This window comes from Flavicella sp. IMCC45537, from assembly GCF_057197705.1.
The window spans coordinates 2,764,425-2,786,059 of record NZ_CM170067.1; the positions used below are offsets into that span (position 1 = coordinate 2,764,425).

Annotated in this window: 9 protein-coding genes; 8 read left to right on the forward strand and 1 reads right to left on the reverse strand. The window is 35.0% G+C overall.

All coding sequences use genetic code 11. The features are described 5' to 3' along the window. The first annotated feature begins 22 nt into the window (after nucleotides 1-22). The 5 genes from AC2DGP_RS11380 (at nucleotide 23) to AC2DGP_RS11400 (ending at nucleotide 14,951) form a co-directional block, all read left to right on the forward strand. A complete protein-coding gene (locus AC2DGP_RS11380) occupies nucleotides 23-4,159 on the forward strand; it encodes a LamG-like jellyroll fold domain-containing protein (RefSeq protein ID WP_484490186.1) in 4,137 nt (1,378 codons plus the stop codon). 57 nt (nucleotides 4,160-4,216) lie between these two features. Beyond that, nucleotides 4,217-9,478 (forward strand): Calx-beta domain-containing protein, encoded by a 5,262-nt coding sequence (locus AC2DGP_RS11385; RefSeq protein ID WP_484490187.1) that lies wholly within the window; start codon nucleotides 4,217-4,219, stop codon nucleotides 9,476-9,478. A 444-nt stretch (nucleotides 9,479-9,922) separates the two neighbouring features. Then, nucleotides 9,923-11,050 (forward strand): glycoside hydrolase family 88/105 protein, encoded by a 1,128-nt coding sequence (locus AC2DGP_RS11390; RefSeq protein WP_484490188.1) that lies wholly within the window; start codon nucleotides 9,923-9,925, stop codon nucleotides 11,048-11,050. Between the two features lie 15 nt (nucleotides 11,051-11,065). Further along, nucleotides 11,066-13,711, forward strand: a complete 2,646-nt coding sequence (locus tag AC2DGP_RS11395; protein ID WP_484490189.1) for a BNR-4 repeat-containing protein — start codon at nucleotides 11,066-11,068, stop codon at nucleotides 13,709-13,711. Between the two features lie 64 nt (nucleotides 13,712-13,775). Then, nucleotides 13,776-14,951: a hypothetical protein gene (locus AC2DGP_RS11400; protein WP_484490190.1), complete on the forward strand. Its 1,176-nt coding sequence runs from the start codon at nucleotides 13,776-13,778 to the stop codon at nucleotides 14,949-14,951. A gap of 78 nt (nucleotides 14,952-15,029) precedes the next feature. On the opposite strand, the gene AC2DGP_RS11405 is transcribed toward AC2DGP_RS11400, so the two are convergent. Further along, the gene (locus AC2DGP_RS11405) at nucleotides 15,030-15,638 is read right to left on the reverse strand and encodes a superoxide dismutase (RefSeq protein WP_484490191.1); all 609 of its coding nucleotides are present in this window, start codon (nucleotides 15,636-15,638) and stop codon (nucleotides 15,030-15,032) included. A gap of 269 nt (nucleotides 15,639-15,907) precedes the next feature. Here AC2DGP_RS11405 and lacZ point away from each other — a divergent pair, with 269 nt between their 5' ends. The 3 genes from lacZ (at nucleotide 15,908) to AC2DGP_RS11420 (ending at nucleotide 21,629) form a co-directional block, all read left to right on the forward strand. Beyond that, a complete protein-coding gene (gene lacZ, locus AC2DGP_RS11410; protein ID WP_484490192.1) occupies nucleotides 15,908-19,162 on the forward strand; it encodes a beta-galactosidase, LacZ type in 3,255 nt (1,084 codons plus the stop codon). Nucleotides 19,163-19,391: 229 nt separating this feature from the next. Further along, nucleotides 19,392-20,714: a family 43 glycosylhydrolase gene (locus tag AC2DGP_RS11415; RefSeq protein ID WP_484490193.1), complete on the forward strand. Its 1,323-nt coding sequence runs from the start codon at nucleotides 19,392-19,394 to the stop codon at nucleotides 20,712-20,714. A gap of 30 nt (nucleotides 20,715-20,744) precedes the next feature. Continuing rightward, nucleotides 20,745-21,629 (forward strand): carbohydrate-binding protein, encoded by an 885-nt coding sequence (locus AC2DGP_RS11420; RefSeq protein WP_484490194.1) that lies wholly within the window; start codon nucleotides 20,745-20,747, stop codon nucleotides 21,627-21,629. Nucleotides 21,630-21,635 lie beyond the last annotated feature (6 nt).

Sequence of the window (21,635 nt, forward strand, 5' to 3'; positions counted from 1 at the left end):
ATTTAAATTATCCACATAAATAATGAAAAATATTTTTTACAAAATAGCATGTATGGTTGTTTTCTCAATAACAACTGTTTTTTCGCAAGGTTCAGAGAGTTCTTTGGATTTTGATGGGGCTGTTAATTATGTGGATTTAGGAAGTACTGGAATTGCATTAGGGGCTAATTTTACTTTAGAAACTTGGATTTATCCTGTAGATCAAGGAAATTCTTCTTGGAACGGTTTTATAGGAAATCAAGCAGGTGCTACATCAAATAGGGCTCCTGGAATGTGGGTTCTTAATAATACAAGGGTACATTTCGGGTTCGGTAATGGTTCCTCTTGGCAATCAGGAAATACAGATTCTAATACCCTTACTCTTGATCAATGGAATCATGTTGCAATGACTTATCAAGGTTCTGAGATAAAAATCTATGTTAATGGAGTATTAGTAACAACCAAAACGGGTGCTTCAGGTTCCCCTATTGATCCTGTACGTTGGATTGGTCGTGTAGATAATTATTTTAAAGGGAAAATTGATGAGGTTCGGATTTGGTCTACAACAAGGTCAGAGACAGAATTGAAAACCTATATGTGTCAAAAATTAACGGGTTCTGAAACAGGCTTAGAAGGATATTGGAAATTTAATGATAATTCAGGTACCACCGCAACGGATGAAACTTCTAATAATGTTGATGGAACTTTAACGAATATGGATTCGGCTTCTGATTGGGTTACTTCTGGAGCACCAATAGGTGACGCCTCTAGTTTTTTGTATACAGGGAGTTGGTCTGGTGAACAGTTAGTTTTAAGTTCGGTAAATAAAGGAGATATTGAAATTAATACAATATCTGGTACACCTGATGGAGTGCATATTTATAGAGTAGATGAAACTCCCAATTCTGTTTCGGGGATTTCCAATAGTTTAGGGGGCAATGATATCTACTATGGAGTGTTTCTTGCGGGGGATGCTTCAGCAACCTATACTACGGTTTATGATTATGGTCTATATGCTATTGCAGCGGCAGCTGAACCGAATGTTGAAATGTATAATAGAACTGATAATACATCAACTTCATGGAGTTTATTGTCATCAACGCTTAATGTTAGTAATAATACCCTAACTGAAACTGGAAATACCGGAGTCAATCAAGAATTTTTACTTGGAGGAACCGAATCATCTGATGTTATTGGATATTTGGGGCCAGGAGGTGTTGGAAATACAGATGGTAGTACAGCACTTGAGTTATGGTTACGCGGAGATTCTAACGTAACAAGTGATGGAAGTGATGTAGTGACTGCATGGTTGGATGAAAGTGGAAACGGAAATGACGTTTCTTTGATCGGCGGAGATCCTACTTATACGGCTGCGATTAATGGTAATGGGGTAATTTCTTTAGATGGAAATGATTATTTTCAAAGTGCTGTAACTAGTAATACAGGAACAACGGCATCCGCTTTTTTTACGGGTAAGATTACGGGGTATAGTGCTACATGGGCAGGTATATTATCTGGTTCAAAGAGTGGGCTATTAGATTGGAATACTACCGATCATGTGGTGTTCTTAAATAGAAATGATGGAACTGATGATATTGAATCTCATAGGAATGGAGTGATGTCTGTTGTAACTAATGGATTAGCTGGAGATGATGTTAAAATTATGAATTCTGAATATGATGGTGTGGAAAATACGATTCGATTGGATGGTGTTGCAGGAACGAGTGTTTCCTCTACAGAATCTTTTGATTTTGATCTCATAGGTATAGGGAAAAGAATTACAGAAAATAAATATACGATAGGGGATTACGGTGAGGTTATTTATTTTTCAAAAAACATCAATTTGGCACAAAAAATTATTATTGAAAATTATCTACAAGCAAAATTCGATGGAACGTTATCTTCAAATGATTTTTATGATGAAGATAATTCAGCAAATGGAGATTTCGATTATGATGTGGCAGGTATCGGTCAGGCGACAGATGGTTCTAAACATACCGATTCGCAGGGAACAGGAATTGTAAGGATCAATAATCCACGAGGCTTAGGCAATGATGAGTTTTTATTTTGGGGTAGAAATAATCAATTAGATATCGCTTTTGAAACTGATGAAAGTGTTTATTTAGAGCGTTTAAATACGACGTTTAGAGCTAGTAGAAGAAATAATCCAGGAAGAATAGATGTAACATTTGATCTTTCAGGAGTGGATCTTTCAAGGTTGCCATCATGTGAGAATATCGAATTAATAATTGATGATAATAGTGATTTCTCAAGTCCTTGGAGAACATATTCTCTTACTGGTATTGGAGCAGGGCTTTATAGAATAGAAAATATCAATATTAGAAATAACTATTATTTTACACTACAATACAAAGAGAAAATTGTGGTTGATGCAACGCAGTTTTATAATGGAACCGGATTTGATAATGTTCCTAGTGAAAGTGATGATTGCTATAAGTTGTTAGTTAAAAATACAGCAACTGGAAGTTTACCGCTGTCTGAAAATGCTCATGTAAGGGAAGTAGAGGTAGAAAGTGGTGGTAAGCTGGTAGTGAATTCTGGCATTAGATTACAAGTAACTGATGGAATTGAAAACAATGGAGATATTCGAATGATTGGTACTTCTCAGTTGGTTCAAACCCATACAGGTCTTGGTGCTAATTCGGGGGTAGGAAGTTTGTACATGGATCAGCAAGGAACAAATCCGAGTAAGTATCGATATAATTATTGGTCGTCACCTGTTTCTTCTGGAAGTGGAACATATACCGTTGAGGCAGTTATGAAAGATGGTACTACAGTAACTTCGGCTAGTTCAACTCCACCTTCAATTAATTTTTCTTCTGGTTATGATGGTGATCATACTACAAGTCCTATTACGGTTCCTAATTATTGGTTGTATAAGTTTAATAATAGTTGGAGCCATGCCGGCAGTAGTGGAACTTTAAATGTAGGAGAAGGTTATACGATGAAAGGTCCTGGAGCGATTCAAAATTATACTTTTGTAGGTTCACCTAATGATGGTGAGTATAGTTTTGCAGTGTCAAATGGTGATGTTTTTCTCTTAGGAAACCCGTATCCATCGGCATTAGATGCAGATGCCTTTATTACTTATAATAGCATTACAAATCCAAATATTGATGGTAGTATCTATTTCTGGGAACATAATGGAGAGGTCTCCGCTGAGGGAAATGAAGGTCACTATAAATCCAATTATCAAGGAGGGTATGCAGTTAGGAATATTGGAGGCGGTGTTGCAGCAGTTGCTCCATCAGGTATAGGTGGTTTGGGCAGTAGTTCGGGTGATGTACCGGGGCAATACATTGCAGTGGGGCAAGGTTTTTTCGTAAACGCAAATGAATCTGGTGTACCCGGTTCGGCGACAGTGGTAATGAATAATTCGATGAGAGCTTTTCAGGTAGAGGATGGGAGTAACTCAGTGTTTTTTAAAGGAAATGCATCTAAGAAATCTTCAGAAGCAAACATTTTATCATCTTTTAGGTTAGGTTTTGAGCAAACCAACGATATCGGAACTCCACTTACCCGTCAATTATTGGCTGTGTTTAAAGAAGGCTTATCTACTGAGTATGATAATGGTTATGATAGTGGTATCTACGATATTCACTCAAAAGATGCTTATTGGAAATTTTCTGAACCAGAAGAGACCAAAGGGGCTTACGTGATTGCTGGATTAGATACATATAATGTTGCTGTAGAGATACCTTTAGAGGTTATTATGAATGCTCAAGGTATTGTGTCTTTTGTTGAATTGGAGAAAACGGGAGTTTCGGATAGAGCGTACCTGTATGATAAGTTATTGGATATCTATTATGGCTTGACTAATGAGGTTTCTATAGTTTTAGATGCCGGTACCTATAGTAATCGATTTTATGTTACCTTTAAAGAAGATAATTCATTGAGTGTTGGTGATGTGGTAACATCAGAATCAGTTTTGATCTATCAGAATTCAGAAGGTGATTTGCATATAAAAACTGACAATAATTTATCTATTTCGAGGCTTAAATTATATAATTCAGTAGGGGAATTATTGTTAAATTATTTACCTGAAAGCATCGATACTTCAGATCATGTTTTACCTGTAGGAGGGGTTATACCAGGTGTTTATATTATTCAAATAGAAACCAATAAAGGTATAGTATCCAAGAAAGTATTACTTGAATAAAATACAATAAATATTTTATTTGGTTTATTCTAAGTAAATTTGCACTTTAGACTAACGATGAGTTATTTACCCCATAAAATATTTATTTTTCTTTTTTTGTTGTCATTAAAAGGATTAACCCAAACTGGACCTGGTGGAGTGGGGAGTTCTAGTTCAAACGTTTTATGGTTGAAGTCAGAGGATTTATCTTCTCTTTCGGATGGTGATAATATTTCTTCTTGGTCGGATGTTTCTGGAAATGGAAATGATGTAAGTCAACCAAATTCCAGTTTTACACCTGTTTATAAAACAGGAATTATAAATGGGTTTCCAGTAGTGCGCTTTGAGAAGGCAAATGGGAGGTTGAGAAGGACGAGTTTCGCTGATTTTCCAACTTCTGCAATAACAGCTATTTATGTAAATAAAAACTCCGAAAGTAATGATGGAGTTCTTTCTTATGCTTCATCTGCAAGTAATAATAACTTTTTGCTTTTCGCAAGTAATAACCTTAGATTATATCGAAATACAGAAGTTGTTTCAGGGATTAGTTTTAATGATAATAATTGGCATATTACCAATGCTAGTTGGCAAAATTCAGGAGGAGCTGCTGAGATTTGGAAGGATGGATCTAAGGATTATACAGGTACCATAGCTTCAGGGTCAAATATTACTTCGGGTGGTTCGTTGGCAATAGCTGGGGAGCAAGATACGGTGGATGGGAGTTATGATGCGTCACAGGCTCATTTTGGGGATTTTGCTGAGGTTTTGATATTTAATAATTATTTGAATGAAGCTCAGCAAATAATTGTGAGTAATTATTTAGCTGCAAAATATGCCTTATCTATTTCTAACGATTATTATTCTTATGAATCTCAATATGGTCATGATTTGGCAGGTATTGGTAGAGAAAATATTTCAAATATGCATACGAATGCTACGTCAGATGGTATTTTAAATATTTCAAATGCAAGTGGTTTGAATCTTGATAATGAATATTTGATGTTCGGTCATGATAATGGAGGAGTAACCTGGACTACAGTAGAAGCACCAGATAGTGGTGTTGATATTCAACGTTTGACCAGAGAATGGAGATTGGATGAAACGGGAGATGTTGGAACTATAGAATTTTCTGTGGATGCATCATACATACCAACTCTACCAGGAGGACATACTTTATACGCATTAATGGTAGATGCTGATGGAGATTTTAGTTCTGGAGCAAGTGTATATGAAATGAGTTTGGTTTCGGGAGAAACATACAGCACGTCAGGGATAGAATTCAATGATGGAGACTATGTGTCCATTGCCGCTGTTAACCCTGTAATTCAGCATAGTTCAGTGTCTTCCTCGGGGGGTGAAAATATTGATCCATCTATTGAAGTACTTTTAAATTTTATTCCACTTACAGATAAAACTGTTGAATTTACTACTTCCAATGGTACTGCTATCGCTTCCGGAGATTATATTTCAAGTACTAATGTTGAGCTTACAATTACTGCCGGTACCACAAGTGTAAATTATAGTATTGATGTGGTTGATGATATGGATGCTGAGGGAACTGAAACTATTATTTCTACCTTGAGTAATCCAATAGCAGGATTGAGTTTAGGAGCGAATTCAGTACACACTTACAGTGTTTTAGATAATGATATTGCAAGAAAAGTGTATTTTAATATAGCATCTGATTCGGGGGATGAATCGATGACAACGGTTACAGTTAATTTGACTTTAAATGAAGCTGATATGTCTAATCTTACGACTGTAGATTATTCGGCAACAGGAGGAACAGCAATTGCTTCTGGCGAAGATTTTTCATTGGGTTCTGGTACGGCAACTTTTGCTATTGGAACAACAACAACATCTTTTGATATTACAATAAATGATGATACTCTTAACGAAATAGATGAAACTATCTTGATAGAGTTGTCTAACCCTACAAACGCTAACTTGGATAATATTTTGCCATATGCTGGAACGGGGTTTACAAGTTATACCTATACGATAAATGATAATGATAATAATCCTGAGATCGGATTTACAAGTTCTTTTTCATCTGGATTGGAATCGGTTACTTCCGTGAATTTTGAAGTGGGGTTAGATTTTGTGTCTGGGTTGGATGCTTCTGCAACTTACACGGTTTCAGGTAGCTCAACTAGCGGTACGGACTATTTATTGGATGCGGGAACCGTTACAGATTTGGCAGGAGAAACTACGGCAAATATTATAGCTACAATTGTTGATGATGCTGAAGTGGAGTTTAGTGAAACGGTTGTCCTAACACTTACAGGTGCTTCCAGTGCTGATCTTGGAACAAATACAGTTTATACTTATACCATTTCAGATGATGATTCATTTGGATATACGGGTCCTGGTGGTGTTGGGGATAGCAGTACAAATATTCTTTGGTTAGACGCGAATGAAATATCTGCTTATTCTGATGATAATGATTTATTATCTTGGCCCGATGTGTCCGGTAATTCTAATACGTTTAGTGAATCAAGTACTTTTTCTCCAATTTATAAAACATCAATTGTAAACGGTTATCCCACAGCTAGATTTAATAAATCTAACAATAGGATTCGAAATGCTAGTTTTTCTGGGTTTGCTGATGTAGCAGCAACTGCTATTTTTGTAAATGTGAATAACGGAGAGTCTGGGGATGCGCAATTTTCTTATGCCAGTTCAAGTGCAGACAATGATTTTTTACTTTTTAATAGTAATTCCTTGAGTTTATACATAGGAGGTCCAGAAATAAATACAGGTGTAAGTGCTAATGATAATAATTGGCATATTATTAACACAAGTTGGCAAAGTTCAGACGGAACTGTGTCTATTTGGAAGGACGGAATAGAGTCTTTTACAGGAACTCATGCTACCGGTACATCAATCACAGATGGTGGAAGTTTGTCTCTTGGTGGCGAGCAGGATTCTGTTGATGGAGGCTATGTGGATAGTCAGGCACATACAGGTGATCATCCAGAGTTGATCCTCTACAATGTGTTTTTAAATGATGCTCAGCAGATTATCGTTTCGAACTATTTGTCAGCTAAATATAATATTGCCATTTCAAACGATATTTATGATCAAGATGATTCAGGTAATGGGGATTTCGATCATAATGTAGCTGGTATTGGTAGGGCTGCTGATGGATCGTTTCATGTTGATTCTAGAGGAAATGGAATCATACGAATGTACAATCCAAATTCAGTTGATGTAAATGATTACCTATTTTGGGGGAGGGATAACACTTCGGATTATTCGTTCGCTGACAATGCTACGTACCAATCAAGAATTAGTTCTAACTGGAGAGTAACCAAGCAGAACGATATAGGTACGGTAACGGTTGAGGTTGATCTTACAGGTATTGATATCAGCTCTAAACCGGCATGCTCAGATATCCGATTTGTTGTAGATAATGATAGTGATATATTATCGCCAACCATATATACATTGACAAATACAACAGGCGATTTGTATCAAGCCTCTGATGTGTCTTTTGACGATGGTGATTATTTTACCATTGAATATGTAGATAAAATAGTTGTAGATGGTACGCAGTTTTATAATGGAACCGGAGTTGATAATGTTCCTAGTGAAAGCGATGATTGCTATAAGTTGTTAGTTAAAAATACAGCAACTGGAAGTTTACCGCTGTCTGAAAATGCTCATGTAAGTGAGATAGAGGTAGAGTCTGGTGGTGTTCTTACGGTTGCCTCAGGGGTAAGTCTACAAGTTACAGAAGCTATAGAAAATAATGGTGAAATTCGAATGATGGGAACTTCTCAGTTAATTCAAGCCCATTCAGGTGTAGATGCAAATTCGGGTTCAGGGGTTTATTATATCGATCAACAAGGAAATAATAATAGTAAGTTTAGGTTTAATTATTGGTCTTCACCGGTTTCAAGTTCAGCATCGGCCTATTCTGTTAGTGCGGTTGTGAAGGACGGTAGCTCTCCTACATCAGCTACCTCGACACCGCCTGATATTACTTTTACATCTGATAATAATGGTGATAATACTACCACGCCAATTACAATCTCTAGGAACTGGATATATAAATACGATAACACTTGGAGCCAAATAGGGGAGTCCGGAAGTTTAAAAATAGGAGAAGGGTATACGATGAAAGGGCCAGGTGCTATTCAAAATTATACCTTTGTTGGAGAGGTTAATAATGGTGATTACGAAATTGATGTGGAAAATGGAGATGTGTTCTTGTTAGGGAATCCCTACCCGTCGGCTTTGGATGCGGATGCCTTTATTACCTATAATAATATTACAAATTCTTATATTGATGGTAGTATCTATTTTTGGGAACATAACGGAGAGACCTCAGTTGAAGGAGATGAAGGGCATTATAAATCCAACTATCAAGGTGGATATGCTGTGAGAAACATTGGTGGAGGTGTTGCCGCTGTTGCTCCAACAGGGGTTGAAGGTTTAGGAACAAGTTCAGGAGATGTGCCGGGGCAATATATTCCGGTAGGTCAAGGATTTTTTGTAAACGCAAATGAGTCAGGAGTCCCTGCTATGGCGAAAATTACTTTTAATAACAGCATGAGAGCGCATCAAATAGAGGATGGAAGCAATTCTATCTTTTTCAAAGGAATTCCTTCTAAAGGTTCAAAAGTTCAGAATAAATTACAATCGTTTAGGTTAGGTTTTGAGCAAACGAATGAGAATGGTGTTGCTTTGACGAGACAATTGCTAGCGGTTTTTAAAGAAGGGCTGTCCACCGATTATGATAATGGTTATGATAGTGGGATTTACGATATCCATGAAAAAGATGCCTACTGGAAATTTTCTGAAGAAGGTGAGACAGATGGAACCTATGTTATTGCTGGCTTAAATAGTTTTGTTAAGGATGTGAGATTACCATTAGAAGTTGTTGTTGATTCAGAAGGTGTGCTTTCTTTTGTGGAGATTGAAAAAGCTGGAATTCTAGAACAAGCATTTTTGTTTGACGATTTCTTGAATGTTTACTATAGCTTGGAGAGTCAAGTTTCTTTGGTTTTAACGGAGGGAACTTATACGAATCGTTTCTATGTAACATTTAGTCAAGAGGAAGCATTATCTATTGAAAATGTTGATGTAGATGAAAGCTTTGTTATATTTCATGATCCAAGTAAAAATGAGTTATTAATTCATTCAAACAAAGAAATTAATATTTCGGAGATGTTTATTTATGACTTATTTGGTGTGAAAGTACTTGATGTTGCGGTGTATAGTTCTTCGATTTATAGTCAAAAGGTAAATGTTAAAGAGTTGCAGACTGGAGTGTATATAGTCAGAATTTCAACCAATAAAGGTATAGTATCCAAGAAAGTATTGATTAAATAATTATTTTTATTTAACAGAATCGAAAAAGGCCGTCATTTTTGACGGCCTTTTTTTGTGCAATTATTTAAGATTTTTAAACAATGGAAAAGATGTAAGAAATTCTGTTTGTTGTTTTTTAAATTACTCGTTGCTTCTAAAATTGGTGTAATTAATTTGAATAAATCTTGGTTCAATAATGAATGTTGATTGCGTTGTATTCAATAGTTTTCTTGTGTGTTATTTTTTTTAGGAGGACAAACTTTTATACGCTTCAAGCGATTAATATATTCTTTTCAATTGTAATAGTAATTCAAATAAATAGAAAAATAGATGAAGATAAAAGCTCATGTGTCTCCTGTAAATATTGAGGTTTTAACTGTTACATATACTGTTAAGAGGCTGAGATTTGCTAATCGAAGGGGAGTTTTAATATAATTTTGTAGGACTAATTTTAAAAAATACATCATGCTTAAGAAAGAGTTCTTTTTAGTTTTTTTGGGAGTGTTCAATTTTGTTTTAGCACAGCAAGTTGATTTGTCTCACCCCATATCTGCACCTTCTGTAATTCAAAATATGGAGAGAGTTGCAGATTGGCAAATTGATCATTTTAGAGATACTTTTAGTGGGAAAACGAAACCTCATCACGTTGCGGATTGGACGAATGGAGCGTTGTATGTAGGTATGATAAAGTTTGCTAAAATGTCGAATGATGATAAATATTGGAGTTTTTTAAAGAGTATCGGTGAAAAGCAAAAATGGAAGCTACATTGGCGTAAGTATATGGCTGATGATCATATTGTAGGACAGCTTTATTTTGAGTTATATAGAAAGCATCATGTTGATGAGATGATAATTCCAACACTAAAACGATTGGATTGGATTCTTGAGCATCCAAGTGAGCAACCCATCACATTGGATAAGTATAAACATTTAGAGCGTTGGACTTGGTGCGATGCTTTGTTTATGGCTCCTCCTGTATGGGCAAAAGCAAGTAAGATTACCGGTGATTCGAAGTATTCGGATTTTATGATGAGAGAATATAAAGCATCAAGGAAACATTTGTTTGATGAAGATGAATGTCTCTTTTATAGAGATAATAGTTTTATCGGTAGGCTAGATCATGGAAATAAAATTTTTTGGTCAAGAGGAAATGGATGGGTGTTTGGAGGGCTAACACTTTTGATGGATGAGTATAAAAAAGGGTCTTCGGAATACAAATATTTTAAGCGTCTTTATTTAAAAATGGCCAAAAAGATTATTCAATTACAAACGGATCAAGGGTATTGGGCTACCAGTTTATTGAATCAAAAGTATTACAAATCACCAGAAAGCAGCGGGACAGCTTTTTTTACCTATGGTTTAGCATGGGGTATTAATAATGGTTTGCTAAATGAAAAAACTTATGAACCTCATGTAAAAAAAGGTTGGAATGCACTTGTCTCTTATATTGATCAAGATGGTAAGTTAGGGTATGTACAACAGATAGGAGCTGGACCCAAGCGGTCATTTAAAGACGAAACTGAGGTGTATGGAATAGGAGCTTTTTTAGCGGCAGGTTCAGAAGTGTATAAGCTTTATGGGAATAAAAAATAATTAAAATTAAAACAGATGGAGAAATTTAAGGAGGTGAAATTGATGTTGATTTTTAGCGTTGTACTTATTAAAGGCTTAATTGCACAACATGATACAAATAATGGGTTTGATTTTATTGTTACAAATGATGGTGTGTGGACTTGGTTTAACGATGAAAGGGCTGTTTTTAAAAATGACAAATTATATACGTCCTATGTAAAAAGGGATGGAAAAGTGGCTTTAAGTGTTAATGATATTAAAACCGGTGCCAATCTTGGTTCAGAAACAATATTGAGTACTTGGACGCAAAAAGATGATCATAACAATGCGGCTCTTTTATTGAGGAAGGATGGTAAAATTATGTCTTTCTATAGTCCACATATTCGTGAAAAAAATAATTACTATCGGACTTCATTAGTAGAAGAGCCAACGGAACAAGCAGATTGGGGTGAGCAAATCACACAGGTAACAAAAAATGATACGGATAACAAAGGAGCAACCTATAATAATGCCTATCAGTTGAGTGCGGAAGGGAATAAAATATATAATTTTATGAGAACCAATAACTTCAATCCAAACTGGAAGGAATACGATGCCTCTGGTGTCGCTTTGAGGGACGGGATTGATATTATTCTGTTCAAAAATGGTGATGGAAATACACGCCCGTACATGAAATATACTTCAAATAGTATTGATAGGATAGATTTCTTTTTTACGGATGGTCATCCAAGGGTAGCAGATAACAGTTTGTATCATTGTTATTATAAAACAAATGATGATGGTACGCAAGGGAGTGTATATCAATCTGACGGAACTTTAATTACCTCTCTGCAAAGTGTGATAGATGGGGTACCTATTCAGGTTTCTTTGGTCAATAAAATATATGTCTATGGGGCTGATGGAACTACAGCAAGAGCTTGGACTCATAGCATCAACTATGATTTGGATGGGAATCCAATCGTTACCTATTCGAAACAATTAAATATTAATGAAATTTCCTATCATTATGCAAAATGGAATGGTATGGAATGGATTAATAATTATGTATGTGATGCAGGTAAGGGATTATATGTTGGTGAAGACGATTATACCGGAATTATTATTACAAATCCATATAATACTAATGAAATATTTATTTCTTCAAACAAGAATCCTATTTCAGAAAATGAAGATAGCCGATATGAAATATATTCTGGAATTACCTCTGATGGAGGTGAAACCTGGAGCTGGTCTGAAGTTACAAAAGATTCAGATCAGGATAATTTGCGTCCATTTGTGCCGAAAGGAATTGAAAACTCTGAGGATCGCGTTGTTCTTTGGTTTCATGGGGACTATGTGAGTTATTCCAATTATACCACTAGAATAGTTGGTGAGTATATCAATAAAATTTATTCAGGTGAGGCACCGGATTTAGGGGTAACACCAGAGCCAATAAATACCAATATAGATTATGGTGTTGATATTAATACAATTAGCAGTCCAACACTAAGTCCTTTTAAAACTATAGTGGGAGTTTCCGGTGCGACCATAATTGATAATGGCGTAACATTTACTATAATTGGTGAAAATATAGATGTAAAAGATAGAGGAGAGGGAGCAGAGAATGATGTGGTAAGAGATTTTGCATTTGTGAATCCAGAGGTTGCTAATGCTACTATTGGAGTTCGTATTGAAGACCTTCCTGAAGGTACGTATAAGATCAATAGTTATCATTATGACAATAGTTTTCCGGCTGATGTTACTGTTACACTTCAGGAAGAAGGCGGGGTTGTTTTGCAAACGATAGAGGTAGAGAATTCAGATGCTCCCGCGGTGTTTGAGTTAGTTGTTGAAGCAGGAAAAGTGTATGAGATAGTTGCTAGAGAAAACAATACTGATAATAGAGTGCGATTTAATGGGGTGTCGATAAACAAAGTAATAACAGAATATTTTTTAGATATTAATACAGCTTCCTCCGCAACTGAAATTGGTTATGTAGGGATGTTAGGTAGTCAGAATACATCTGTGACAATTGGAGATGTAGATTATATGTTGTTTGGATTTGGAAAAGAACCAGCAACTAATAGTAGTGATGATATTTTATTATCGGATTTTGCAGTGAATTCATCAGTAAACGCTTCCGGACAGCCAGCAATTGGGCTTAGGGTTTCTGGATTGTCTGCCGGTGTTTATGAGGTGAATAGTTGGCATTATGATCCTACATTGATGGGGAGTGAATTAAAAATACAGATAAGGGAAGCTGGTGTGGGGAACCCTTTAACAGATTTACTGACAGGAATAAGTTTAGAAAGTATAGATGCTGTTAATTATGAGATAACCATTGAGGAAGGTAAAGATTATGATTTGATTTTTCGGGCTGATAACAGTGGTGTTGAATCTAGATTTAATGGTATTCAGATAAAACCGAAAGAAGAGGTAATGAGTGCTGGAGTTTCTTTTTTAAAGGAGGAAAAGATTAGTGTATACCCTAATCCATTTACGCAAAGGCTTTATGTTGTTGGTTATAGGGGAGTTTCTGTGTCTAGAGTTTTATTACAAGACTTACTTGGGAATGTTGTATTTGATCAAAAAGTTGTTGATGATTTTATTGAAATAGATCCATTAGTTTCATCAGGAAATTATGTTTTATCGTTGTATCAAGAGGGTGCTATTATTTTAAATAAGCTAGTTGTTAAAATATAGTAACTGGTTTTTATAAATGTTTATGTTTTAAATAGTACTTTAAGGAACTAAAGCTTTTTATTGTATGGATATTGTTGATCAAAAGTATTACTTAAAAAAAATTATTGAGAGTGATTCTTTTAAGAAGGCACCTGCAAGTATTGTGCTTCTTGAATTTTTAGCCAACTCTACTTTTGATAAAAAAGACTTAAAGGAGACCACTATAGCACTCGAGTTATTTGGGAACAACTTTATCAGCGAAAATAATTCATCGAGAATCAGGGTTAATATTTATCACCTTAGAAAGAGATTGACTGCTTATTATGAGCATGAGGGGAAACAAGATTCTTTTAGATTAGAGATTAAAAAAGGGCAATACAACATAAGTTTTAAAAAAAATAATGAATTAAAAGAGGTTGATTATAGAAAACGATATAAGATTGTTTTAATGCTATTATCCATTGTTGGGATAATTTTTATTACAATCATAATACGCCTGTTTTATAAGGAAAGTACTGTATTGTGGGATTCTTTTTTTCACAGTGAGAAAGAAACTCTTTTGGTTGTTGGTGATTTATTTGGGGTAGAAGGGAAGAATTTTGAAGGTAAAACATGTTGGTATAGAGATTATAGAATAAACTCTGCAGAGGAGTTATATGCCTATAAAAGAAAAAATCCAATTTTTAAGGATAGTATTAAGGCCTCTAGTTATACTTATATGACAGGTATGGGAGCGGTTTCTGCAAATGATCTTTCGCGAATGTTTACCAAAAGAGATCGAGAGATAACCATAAAGCTATCTTCTAAAATTGGTTTTAGAGATATCAAGCATCAAAATATTGTGTATGTTGGCCCGCTAAAGAATAAAAATAAACTTATTGACTATTTTAATCAAGCAATATTAGACTATCAACTTCTTTTCGGTGAAGGAGGAGTTATTTTACATGATGTGGGTAAGGATAAAGATTATAAATTATCCACAAAAACTAATAATATTGAATATGCAATGGTGGCCAAATTGTATAATAAAAGTAATGGTAATTCTCAATTTATGTTTTTTTCAGATCATGATATTGGGGCAATGGCCACGGTAGATTATTTTACCTCGAATAAACAATTGAAGATTTTTGCGGATAAATATGGAGTGGATGAAAAAAAATCCTTCATCGCGCTTTTTAAAGTACAAGGACGTGAAAGAACTAATCTCGGTTTGGAATTAGTTATAGTTGAGGTAGGTTTACAAATGAGTCCTACTTTTTAATCATTGTTAGGTCTCTTTTTAAAATGAAAAAGGCCGTCAAAAATGACGGCCTTTTTTTAAAAAAATAAGTTGCAATAATTATTTTGCAGCTGCATATTTTTTAGAAACTTCTTCCCAGTTGATTACATTAAAAAATGCATTGATATAATCTGGTCTTCTGTTTTGGTAGTTTAAGTAGTATGCGTGCTCCCAAACATCCAATCCTAAAATTGGTTGGTTACCACAAGTTACACCCGGCATTAATGGGTTGTCTTGATTTGGAGTAGAACATACGTTTACTTCTCCACCTTTAGCAACACATAACCAAGCCCATCCTGATCCAAATTGAGTTGCTGCCGCTTTAGAAAAAGCATCTTTAAATGCTTCAAAAGAACCAAAAGCTGCATCTATTGCTGCTGCTAATTCTCCAGTAGGCAAACCTCCTCCGTTTGGAGAAAGAACTTCCCAAAATAATCTGTGGTTGTAAAATCCACCTCCATTATTTCTTACAGCACCATTTGTCATGTCTAATCCGTTAAGAATATCTTCAATAGACTTTCCTTCTGCATCAGATCCAGCAATAGCATTATTTAAATTATTTGTGTATCCTTGATGGTGTTTGCTATGGTGAATTTCCATAGTTCTAGCATCAATATGTGGTTCTAACGCATCGTATGCGTATGGTAATTTTGGTAATTCAAAAGCCATAATATAATTTTTTATTTATTTATAATGAATTCAAAGGTAGTAAACAGAAATCATTAATTGAAATTTTAAATATTTATTAATGTATAAGGAAATACTATAGAAGTCCCATCAAATATGGCAGATTCAGTTTTAATCTAGATAAATAAAGCATTTGTTTCCCTCATAAAAACATTTGACCATATGAGACAGAGAATTAAGCTGCAAATTTGTTCTAATGATTAAAGTGGATACTTACTAAAAAATAATAAAAACGGAATACAATTAATTTTATGAAAAAAAATATACTCTCCTTACTACTATGTTTTATAGCGCTAAATTCTTTTAGTCAACAAAACGATTGGGAAAATCCTCATGTCAATCAAATTAATAAATTGCCTGCAAATGCAACATTTTATTCTTATGAAACAGAAGCATTGGCCAAATCCGATATTCGAGAAAATTCAAGTTTTTTTAAATCATTAAATGGAGATTGGAAATTTTCATGGGTCGCGAAACCTGCGGATGCTTCTGATGAATTTCAGAAAGAGGATTTTGATGCTAGTTCATGGAAATCTATTGATGTTCCTTCTAACTGGGAGATGAGAGGATATGGAACACCGATTTATACGAATTCAACCTACCCATTTTTTAGCGATTATCCGTATATCAATCATAATGATAATCCGGTTGGACACTATATAAAAACAATTCAGATAGATGAATCTTGGTCAACAAGAGATGTGATTTTACATTTTGCGGGTGTTTCCTCGGCATATTATGTTTGGGTAAATGGTCAATTTGTTGGATATAGTGAGGACACCAGGTTGCCTTCGGAATTTGATGTTACAAAGCATCTGAAAGAAGGTGAAAATAAAATAGCGGTTAAAGTATATCGTTGGGCAGATGGAAGCTATATGGAAGCGCAAGACCACTGGAGAATGAGTGGTATTGAACGAGAGGTATATATAAAAGCTGTGCCTAAAGTAAGGATTTCAGATTTTCATGTACGAACTGATTTTGATAAGAATTATGAAAATGCGTTGCTTCAAATTAGACCAGAGTTTATCGCCAATATTAAAAATAAATATGTTAAGAAGCTTGGGCATTTTGGAGTAGCACCTATGGCTACAACTGTCGATAAATGGGTTTTATCTACACAATTATTGGATGCAGATGGGAATAATGTTGGTTCCTCAACAGAAATGCCGTTAAAAAAGTTTTTTTCTGAATGGTATCCACAGAGAGATAATGTTTATTTTGGGATGATTGAAACAGAGATTAAATCACCTAAAAAATGGTCTTCTGACAATCCTTATTTGTACACGTTGCTTTTGAGATTAACGGACGAAGAGGGAAAGGCAGTTGAATATACAAGTACGAAAGTTGGATTTAGAGAATTGGTTTTTGATGATCGAGGGAGATTTTTGGTAAACGGAAATCCCGTAAAATTAATTGGAGTAAATAGACATGATCATCATATGACCAACGGAAAAACGGTTTCGAGAGCTGATATGGAAGAGGATGTTAGGTTGTTGAAACAATTCAATTTTAATGCTGTTAGAACTTCTCATTACCCAAATGATGCTTATTTCTATGATCTATGTGATAAATACGGGATCTATGTAATGGACGAAGCGAATTTAGAAACACATGGTGTACGTGGACTTTTGACAAATGACCCACAATGGGGAGCTGCTTATTTAGAAAGAGCAATTCGAATGGTAGAAAGAGATAAAAATCATCCAAGTGTGGTGATGTGGTCTTTAGGAAATGAGTCAGGGAAAGGGCCTAATCATGCGGCAATGGCCGGATGGATTAAAGAGTTTGATCCTACCAGGTTTGTTCATTATGAGGGGGCACAAGGAGATCCAACAGATCCTAGATATAAAAAAGATTTTTTTACACAGGATCAAGGGAATCCTACCGATCCAAAATGGGTAGACATGCTAAGTAGAATGTACCCGCAACCTGCAGAATTACAAAGCTTAATAGATGATACAAGTTTTGATAATCGCCCAGTTGTGATGTGCGAATATGCCCATGCCATGGGGAATTCTGTTGGGAATATGAAAGAATACTGGGATGTTATTTACAAGAATGATAGAGCTTTGGGAGGGTTCATTTGGGACTGGATTGATCAAGGAATTCTGAGAAAAGACGAAAAAGGAGTACCGTATTATGCTTATGGAGGAGATTTTGGAGATACTCCTAATGATGGTAGTTTTTGTATCAATGGTATTATTGCTTCAGATAGAACTCCTAAACCAGAAATTATTGAATGTAAAAAGGTAAATCAGCCGGTTGTTATTACTTCTGAAGATCCTAAAACAGGAAGTTTTCAAATAGAAAATAGGCATCATGCCCAAGATTTAACGAAATATGATGTTTTTTGGGAACTAGTAGAAAATGGTAAAGCTGTAAAAAAAGGAATATTGAAAGAAGGTCTTTCAGCCAAACCTTTTGAAAAAGAAAAGTTTGTGCTAAAATTTAAGCAGCCAAGATTGCGCAACGGAAGTGAGTATTTTATCAATATTTATGGAAAGCTTAAGGAAGATCAATTATGGGAAAAGAAGGGATATGTTGTTTTTCAAGAACAATTTAAACTTGATTATAAAGTAGCCCCTGTAGCTGTTCAGAAAAGCAATTCCACTTTAAGCGTTAGTGAAACGGAGGGTATGATTGAGGTAAAAAACAAATTTGTGATCGTAAATATTGATAAGACTAATGGGTATGTAAGTAGTTATAAGTCAAATGGTATGGATTTATTAAAATCGCCGTTGAAGTTAAACTTTTGGAGAGCAGAGACAGAGAATGATATGGCCTATCGTCGTTCAAAGAAATTAGCTGTAGAAAGAGATTGGATGCATGCTGAGGATCGATTTGAAGTGAAGAATTTAAATGTAGATTCTAAAAATAAGGGCGTAGTTGTTGTAATGGTTGAAGGTGAAATTGCAAATCCAAAAGTGAAGGTGAAATTAATATATACTATTTTGGGGAATGGTAAGTTAAAAGTTGATTATGAATCAGTAATTGATAGTACTGCTCCAAACGCACCAAGGGTTGGGATGCAATTTGATGTTTCATCATCATACCAAAACCTTAGCTATTTAGGAAGAGGTCCTCAGCCAAATTATGTTGATAGAAATTTTGGAGCGGAAGTTGGTTTGTATTCTGGTCTCATCAAAAACATGAGTTATGGGTATGTGAAACCAAGTGAGTATGGAAATCATACAGATACTAGATGGTTTAAAATTCATACGAATTCAAAAGGTTTGTTAGTAAAGGGCGATGGACTATTGAGTTTTAGTGTTGTTCCTTATAAATTATATGACCTTCAGCAGGCACAATTTACCAAGGAGTTAACAGAAACAAATACTTCTTCTGTTCAAGTAGATCTAATTCAGACGGGTGTTGGTGGAGATGATACTTGGTCGAAGAGAGCCGAACCTCATAAAGAGTATAGAATAGGTAAAGGGGTATATAAGTATACATTTTATTTAGTACCGTTTTCAGGATCGGTTAAGCCAGAAAAAATTAAATTTTAGATGCAACGATGTAATTGTTGCTGACAAAAGTTTTGTAAACTCCTTTCTTTTTGAAAGGAGTTTTTTATGAAATAAGACATGAGTGTTCCACATAAAATCATCATTATTCTTTTGAGAATTGCTTCAACTGTATTTTTGAATTGTATTAATTCTAGAAGAGTATAGTCTTATAAAGACTTTATTTAGTTGTGTTGATACCATATTTTACAAATAGATAATTAGATATATTATGAAATTAATGAAAACAGTTTTAGTCCTTTTAATGACGATAGGGAACTTTTTAAATGCACAGAATCCTTTGGTTACACATATGTATACAGCGGATCCAACAGCAAGAGTTTTTAATGGAAAACTATATGTTTTCCCCTCTACTGATGTTGTTTGTGAAGAAGGAAAAGGGGAAAATGGTTTTTGTATGCCTTCATACAATGTTTTTTCTACAGAAGATTTGACAAATTGGGAAGATCATGGGAAAATTATCGATCAAACAGATGTTCCTTGGGGAAAAAAAGATGGATTTGGAATGTGGGCTCCTGATTGTGTTGAAAAAGATGGAGTTTATTATTATTATTTCCCCGCACCACCTTTGGATAAAAGCGCTTTTAGAAGAGTGGGAGTTGCAACAGCAAGTTCTCCTGAAGGGCCATATACTTTAGAAAAAAATTATATTGAGGGTGTTAATGGAATTGATCCTAATGTTTTTATTGATGATGATGGTAAGGCTTACTTGTACTTTGGAGGAGGGAATAATTTATTTGTTGCAGAATTAAATAATGACATGAAGTCTATCAAAGGAAAAGCAAAGGTTGTAAAAGATTTGCCAGGAAAGTATAAAGAGGGATCATTTGTGTTCAAAAAAGATAACATGTATTATTTTACTTTTCCACATAATGCATCCGGTTCGGAAGAAATTGCTTTTGCTGTTGGGAAAAATCCAATGGGACCTTTTGAATATAAAGGGATGGTGATGGAGCGTTGGAAAGATGGAATCTGGACAAACCATCATTCTATTGTAGAATATAAAAAGCAGTGGTATATTTTTTACCATCATCATGATATTTCAAACAATCAACATTTACGCTCTATGAGGGCAGATAGTTTGTTTTTTGACAAGAAAGGTATGATTTTGAAGAAAAAAGCAACCTTAAGAGGAATTGGACTGACGAGTATTGCAAAGCCTATTCAGATAGATCGTTACTCTGATGCGCATAAAGTAAAAGTTAGCAGGGTAAAAGGACCTGAGGTAAATTGGCAACTAGATTATGTAGAAAATGGTGCATGGGTTACTTATAATTCTGTTGATTTTGGGAAGTCTAAACCTAAAACGGTAACCGCTAGAGTTAGTTCAGGTTTACAAGGAGGCGTGATTAATGTATTTGTTGGAGGAGAACAAGTAGCAAAGATTAAAGTTCCAAATACAGGAAATTGGAATAGCTGGAAAGAAATTGAAGTGCCGGTAAGCCAAAAGATTAAGGGAGTTCAAAATATAAAACTAACTTTTGAATCAGACGCTAAATATGTCCTAAATCTGGATTGGATCAAATTTCAATAAATAAAAACTAACCAAAACAAACTAAACTTTATGAAAACTAGTAAGTATTTTTTCAATTTAATAGCATCAATAATAATTTTAATGGTTTTTTCGAGTTGTTCTGAATCATCTGCTGATGAAGGAGGTGTTGAGGAGCAACCATGTATTAAAACATGCCGAGGAGATTTTGTTTTGAATGAGGAAACATGCAATTGTGAAGAAAGTGTTGAAGTGTGTACCTTGACTTGTGATGCTGGATTTGAATTAAATGAGGATACATGTGAATGTGAAGCGGAGGTTGTTCCTTGTACTTTGGTCTGTGAAACGGGTAAAACTTTAAATGAAGAAACTTGTGAGTGTGAAGAACCTTTTGTTCCCACAGTAATTCTTGTAGAAGCAGAAACAGCAACTTTAGTTGGTGATTGGAAAGAGAAAACAGAGAATGCAGGTTATTCGGGTAGTGGCTATATTGTTTGGGAAGGTGCAGCTCAGTTTTGGAAGGGCACAGAAAATATTGGAAAAGCAGGTTTGTTAACATATAAAGTCAATATTACAGTACCAGGAACTTATTTATTCCAATGGAAATCTTTTATAGCAAAATTAGCAGACGAAAAACCGGCAACAGAGCATAATGATAGTTGGTTACGAATGGCTGATGCAGATAATTTTTATGGATTTAAGAATGCTGCAGGTACGATTGTTTATCCTAAAGGCTCCGGTAAATCACCGAATCCGGCAGGTGAAAATGGAAATGGATTTTTTAAAATTTATACCAATACGATAGCATGGAGCTGGACTAGTAGTACTTCAGATCATAATCCACATCAAGTATATGCTACTTTTTCTGAGGCAAAAGAATATACCATAGAAATTGCTGCAAGATCAAATTATCATGGGATAGATGCATTTAGATTGACGTTGCAAAAGCCTGAATAGGTTGAT